We start from the raw sequence: 5,336 nt of genomic DNA on the forward strand, positions 1-5,336 counted from the left end.
GCCCGGCGCGGCGGCCGCGCCGGGCCCCCCCCCGGCGCCGCCCGGGGGCGCCCCCCCCCCTCCCCCGGGGGCGCCCCCCCCGTTGTGGGGGGGGGGGGGGGGGGGGCCCGCGCCCCTGTGAGATGTGGCACCATGCGGGTCATCTCCCGCCTCAGCCCCTCACATGGAGTCATCCCGCGTGCAGCCTCTGGGCCCGGATCTCGCGCACACCCAACCCCGTCCGGTGCACTGGGTGGCGACCGCGGCCGCCGTGGCCGCGGTCATCGCCGGAGGGTCGTTCTTCCAGCCCTCCGACGCCAAGGCCACCACGTCCACCACCGCCTCCGCGCCGGGCACCGGGGGGCTCCCGGCCGCCAAGGCCCCCGACCCCCGCGCCGCGGACTATCCGATGAACTGCGGACGGGCCCGGCCCGACGTCGTCGACCGGGGCTCGGCGGACCTGGACGGGGACGGGCGGCCGGAGACCGTCGCCGTGGTGCGCTGCCGGACCGCTTTCGGCACCCCGCCCAGCGGCGTCTATGTGCTCTCCCAGCCGACCGGCCACGCGGGCGCCGCGCCCCGCGTGGTGGCCACCTTCGTGGATCCGAAGGAAGGGATGAGCATCAGCGATTTCGCGGTGCGCGGAAAGAGGGTTTCGGCCACGTTGCTGGGATACTCGTCGGCCAAGGTCCCGCGGTGCTGTCCGGATCTGCAGCGCAAGGTCAACTGGCGGTGGCGGGACGGAAAGTTCGTGCTGAAGGCGCTGCCGGTGCCGGGGAGTGTGTGAGCGGTTACTCGCGGTGTGTCACCCCGCGTCGGGTCCGTAGACCTCGACCCGGTCCGTGACGCGGCGTACATGGATGCAGTCGCCGGGGCACTCCTTGGCGGAATCCCTGACCTCGGTCAGCAGGGCCAGGGGGACCGGGGTGGTCGCGCCCTTCTCCTGTAGCAGCTCATCGTCGGCGCTCTTGACGTAGGCTAGACCGTCGATGTCGAGTTCGAAGACCTCGGGAGCGTACTGGGCGCAGATGCCGTCCCCGGTGCACAGATCCTGGTCGATCCAGACCTCAAGACCGCCGAGCTCCTCGTTCCGCACGGTGTGCCCCCTCCTGTTCCTTCGATACGCGATTCAACATTGTCTAAATATCGCCAGCCCTGACGGGTGTTGACCGTGTCGACGATACAACCGCTCGCTTTCCGATGTTGTTGGGTGGGTATTCACCTGGCGTGAGGGAGTGCGCAAGGGTGAAGATCGGACACACGCCGACCGGGTTTGTGATCTAGGGGTTTCAACCCGCACCGGCCCAGGTAGGGTCAGGAAGCGTCCAGCTCCCCTTGGAGGAGGTGAGGACCGTGGCAGCCCACGACGACGACATCAACCGCGGCATCCGGCCGGGGCGGGGGTCTGACGACCCTGCCGGCCAGGTTGCCTATCTCGAGCAGGAAATCGCCGTCCTGCGCCGCAAGCTCGCCGACTCTCCGCGTCATACGAGGATTCTCGAAGAGCGGATCGTCGAGCTGCAGACCAATCTGGCGGGAGTCTCCGCACAGAACGAGCGGCTCGCGAACACACTCCGTGAGGCCCGCGACCAGATCGTGGCCCTCAAGGAGGAGGTCGACCGGCTCGCCCAGCCGCCGGCCGGTTTCGGAGCCTTTCTGCAGGCGAACGAGGACGGCACGGCGGACATCTTTACCGGGGGCCGTAAACTCCGGGTGAATGTCAGCCCAAGCGTCGAGCTCGACGACCTCAAGCGCGGCCAGGAGGTCATGCTCAACGAGGCGCTCAATGTGGTCGAGGCCATGGAGTTCGAGCGCGCCGGGGACATCGTCACCCTCAAGGAAGTCCTTGAGGACGGCGAGCGCGCCCTGGTGATCGGGCACACCGACGAGGAGCGGGTGGTGCGGCTGGCGGAGCCGCTGCTGAGCACCACCATCCGGCCCGGTGACGCCCTGCTGCTCGAGTCCCGGTCCGGCTATGTCTACGAGGTGGTACCGAAGAGCGAGGTCGAGGAGCTTGTCCTCGAAGAGGTGCCGGACATCGACTACAACAAGATCGGCGGTCTGGGAAACCAGATCGAGCTGATCCGCGACGCGGTCGAGCTCCCGTATCTCTACCCCGACCTCTTCAAGGAGCACGAACTGCGGCCGCCCAAGGGTGTGCTGCTGTACGGCCCGCCCGGCTGCGGTAAGACGCTGATCGCCAAGGCCGTGGCCAACTCCCTTGCCAAGAAGGTCGCCGAGGTGACCGGCAAGCCCGCGGGGAAGAGCTTCTTCCTCAACATCAAGGGCCCCGAGCTGCTCAACAAGTACGTCGGCGAGACGGAGCGGCACATCCGGCTGGTCTTCCAGCGGGCTCGGGAGAAGGCCAGCGATGGCACGCCCGTCATCGTCTTCTTCGACGAGATGGACTCCCTCTTCCGCACCCGTGGCTCCGGGGTCAGCTCGGACGTGGAGAACACCATCGTCCCCCAGCTGCTCTCCGAGATCGACGGTGTGGAGGGCCTGGAGAACGTGATCGTCATCGGTGCCTCCAACCGCGAGGACATGATCGACCCCGCGATCCTGCGCCCCGGCCGCCTCGATGTGAAGATCAAGATCGAGCGTCCGGACGCCGAGGCCGCCAAGGACATCTTCTCGAAGTACCTGACGGAGTCCCTGCCGATCCACGGCGACGACCTCTCCGAGCACGGCGGGTCGCCCAAGGCCGCCATCGGCGGGATGATCCAGTCGGTGGTCGAGCAGATGTACACCGAGTCCGAGGAGAACCGCTTCCTGGAGGTCACCTACGCCAATGGCGACAAGGAAGTCCTCTACTTCAAGGACTTCAACTCCGGCGCCATGATCCAGAACATTGTGGACCGCGCCAAGAAGATGGCGATCAAGGATTTCCTGGACCACAACCAGAAGGGCCTTCGGGTCTCCCATCTGCTCGCCGCCTGCGTGGACGAGTTCAAGGAGAACGAGGACCTGCCCAACACCACGAACCCGGACGACTGGGCCCGGATCTCCGGCAAGAAGGGCGAGCGGATCGTCTACATCCGCACCCTGGTCACCGGAAAGCAGGGCGCGGACACCGGACGCTCCATCGACACGGTGGCGAACACCGGTCAGTACCTGTAACACCGCGGTCCGGCTGCGGATGTCCTGGACGGGGCATCCGCAGCCGGATGCGCTTTTCGGACCGCATTCTTCGTATGAGTCCTACGAGCCCGACCGGAGCAATGACTGTAATGATCTCCGCAGCACCGCTTGGCCGTTCTAGGCTCTTCGGTACCGCAGTATCGCGGCACGGGGGATCGGGGCCCGCGGATGGACCGGGAGCGCAGCGGTACTTGAGCGCCGACCCCAGCCGGGGGCGGCGCCGGGCAAGGAGGGCCGCATGACCGTACGGCGCGTAATGGGAATCGAGACGGAGTACGGGATCTCCGTCCCGGGGCACCCTAACGCCAATGCCATGCTCACCTCATCCCAGGTCGTCAACGCCTACGCGGCGGCGATGCACCGGGCGCGCCGCGCCCGCTGGGACTTCGAGGAGGAGAACCCGCTGCGGGACGCCCGCGGATTCGACCTCGCGCGTGACTCCGCCGACGCCAGCCAGCTCACGGACGAGGACATCGGCCTGGCCAATGTGATCCTCACCAATGGCGCGCGGCTCTATGTGGACCACGCCCACCCCGAGTACTCCGCCCCCGAGGTCACCAACCCCCGGGACGCGGTGCTCTGGGACAAGGCCGGCGAGCGCATCATGGCCGAGGCCGCGCTGCGCGCCGCCGAGCTGCCCGGTGGCCAGCCCATCCACCTCTACAAGAACAACACCGACAACAAGGGCGCCTCTTACGGCACGCATGAGAACTACCTGATGAAGCGGGAGACCGCCTTCTCGGACATCGTGCGCCACCTGACGCCCTTCTTCGTCTCCCGCCAGGTCGTCACGGGCGCGGGCCGCGTCGGCGTCGGCCAGGACGGCCATGAGCACGGCTTCCAGATCAGCCAGCGGGCGGACTACTTCGAGGTCGAGGTCGGCCTGGAGACCACGCTCAAGCGCCCGATCATCAACACCCGCGACGAGCCGCACGCCGACGCCGAGAAGTACCGCCGGCTCCATGTGATCATCGGCGACGCCAACCTCTCCGAGCTGTCGACGTACCTCAAGCTGGGCACCACCGCCCTGGTGCTGTCGATGATCGAGGACGGCTTTATCGCCGTGGACCTCGCGGTGGACCAGCCGGTGCGCACCCTGCACCAGGTCTCGCACGACCCGACGCTGCGCCGTCTCGTCACGCTGCGCAGCGGCCGTACGCTTACCGCGGTGCAGCTCCAGATGGAGTACTTCGAGCTCGCCCGCAAATACGTCGAGGACCGCTACGGCGCGGACGCCGACGAGCAGACCCGGGACGTCCTGGCCCGCTGGGAGGACGTGCTGAACCGGCTGGAGCGCGACCCCATGAGCCTGTCCGGCGAGCTGGACTGGATCGCCAAGCGGGAGCTGCTCGAGGGCTACCGCCGCCGCGACGCCCTGGAATGGGACGCGGCCCGGCTCCATCTGGTGGACCTGCAGTACGCCGACGTGCGCCCGGACAAGGGTCTGTACAACCGGCTGGTGGCCCGCGGCAAGATGAAGCGGCTGCTGGAGGACCAGGACATCGCACGCGCCCAGAACAAGCCCCCGGAGGACACCCGCGCCTACTTCCGCGGCCGCTGCCTGGAGCAGTACGCGGACGACGTGGCCGCAGCCTCCTGGGACTCGGTGATCTTCGACCTGCCGGGTCGTGACTCTCTGCAACGGGTTCCCACCCTGGAGCCGCTGCGCGGCACCCGCAACCACGTCAAGGAGTTGCTGGACCGCTGCCGCACGGCCGAGGACCTGGTCCGGGTGCTGTCCGGAGGCTGAAATGCCCTTGGGCCGGGAATCATCGAGGTGGCCTCCGTGCGTTGTAGCGAGTGGGAGGCCGATGTCGGACCCTGCTTGTAGGGTCTGATCTTGAGACCGATCGAATCAGCGGGCGAACCGAGCGGGGTGAGGGAAATGGCGACCAAGGACACCGGCGGCGGTCAGCAGAAGGCGTCGCGCTCGACCGAAGAGGTCGAGGAGCAGACGCAGGACGCACAGGCCGCGGACGACCTCAAGGAGCGGCAGGAGAAGCTCTCGGACGACGTCGACTCCGTGCTGGACGAGATCGACGACGTACTCGAGGAGAACGCGGAGGACTTCGTGAGGTCTTTCGTCCAGAAGGGCGGGCAGTAAGGCGCGTCCTCTCCGTGGGGGGGGGGCCCCGCGGGGGGGCGGCGCGCGGTGTGATCCAAGGCCCGGGGGTTGGTGGGGGGCGGGGGGGGGGGGTTTAAAAAAAAACACACCC

Annotated in this window: 5 protein-coding genes; 4 read left to right on the forward strand and 1 reads right to left on the reverse strand. The window is 67.9% G+C overall.

The window, feature by feature from the left end:
- Positions 1–178: 178 nt before the first annotated feature.
- Entirely contained in the window at positions 179–766 is a 588-nt protein-coding gene (locus ACFXB5_RS45840) for a hypothetical protein (protein ID WP_307841389.1), read from the forward strand.
- An 18-nt stretch (positions 767–784) separates the two neighbouring features.
- Here the strand turns inward: ACFXB5_RS45840 and ACFXB5_RS45845 are convergent, their stop codons facing one another.
- The gene (locus ACFXB5_RS45845) at positions 785–1,075 is read right to left on the reverse strand and encodes a ferredoxin (protein ID WP_385219919.1); all 291 of its coding nucleotides are present in this window, start codon (positions 1,073–1,075) and stop codon (positions 785–787) included.
- A 257-nt stretch (positions 1,076–1,332) separates the two neighbouring features.
- Here ACFXB5_RS45845 and arc point away from each other — a divergent pair, with 257 nt between their 5' ends.
- The 3 genes from arc (at position 1,333) to ACFXB5_RS45860 (ending at position 5,224) form a co-directional block, all read left to right on the forward strand.
- Positions 1,333–3,099 carry a proteasome ATPase gene (gene arc, locus ACFXB5_RS45850; protein WP_385219920.1) on the forward strand — a complete coding sequence of 589 codons (1,767 nt, stop codon included), beginning with the start codon at positions 1,333–1,335 and terminating at the stop codon, positions 3,097–3,099.
- Between the two features lie 259 nt (positions 3,100–3,358).
- Positions 3,359–4,870 (forward strand): depupylase/deamidase Dop, encoded by a 1,512-nt coding sequence (gene dop, locus ACFXB5_RS45855; protein WP_385219923.1) that lies wholly within the window; start codon positions 3,359–3,361, stop codon positions 4,868–4,870.
- Between the two features lie 135 nt (positions 4,871–5,005).
- Positions 5,006–5,224, forward strand: coding sequence for a ubiquitin-like protein Pup (locus ACFXB5_RS45860; protein WP_020872584.1), 219 nt, complete (start codon positions 5,006–5,008; stop codon positions 5,222–5,224).
- Positions 5,225–5,336 lie beyond the last annotated feature (112 nt).

Origin of the sequence: Streptomyces sp. NPDC059455 (assembly GCF_042750115.1) — a bacterium.
GTDB classification, from domain to species: Bacteria; Actinomycetota; Actinomycetes; order Streptomycetales; family Streptomycetaceae; genus Streptomyces; species Streptomyces endocoffeicus.